Below are 413 nucleotides of genomic sequence, written 5' to 3'. Positions count from 1 at the left end.
ACCCACCGCTACCCACCGCGCGCCGCGCAGGCGTGGCAGGCGATCAAATACGGTTGGGCGACCTTCGGGATCGTTGCGCGTGCACAGCTCGCCTTCCGGCTTATAGTAAGCGAGCACACGGCATACTTCCGTGGCCGATTCGGTGATGGCAACAATGTGCCCATCAATACGGATTTTCATCGATTTGTCGACTTCAACGCGATCGCCGAGGGTGGCAATTTTGCCATCGACGCTGACGCGTCCGGCGCTGATCATCGTTTCAATTTCGCGTCGTGAGCCATGGCCCGCGCGCGCTAAAACTTTTTGTAACTTTTCGCTCATTGAGCTGCCTCGCTGTCGCCTTCACAGGCGTCGTGGAAAAAACATTCAGGCAATTTTGGTCATTCCGCAGGAATTAACGCCGGGGATTGCAC

The 413-nt window shown here is 56.7% G+C and carries 1 protein-coding gene; it reads right to left on the bottom strand.

The window, feature by feature from the left end:
- Positions 1-321, bottom strand: a 321-nt coding sequence (locus AB4072_RS17145) for a S4 domain-containing protein (RefSeq protein ID WP_441969945.1), incomplete at its 3' end; no start/stop codon positions are given.
- Positions 322-413: the final 92 nt, after the last annotated feature.

The organism is Microvirga sp. 2MCAF38 (assembly GCF_052115485.1).
Classification (GTDB): Bacteria; Pseudomonadota; Alphaproteobacteria; order Rhizobiales; family Beijerinckiaceae; genus Microvirga.
The sequence above is the reverse complement of the archived record's forward strand: the minus strand, read 5'-3'. Positions and strand labels throughout refer to the sequence as shown.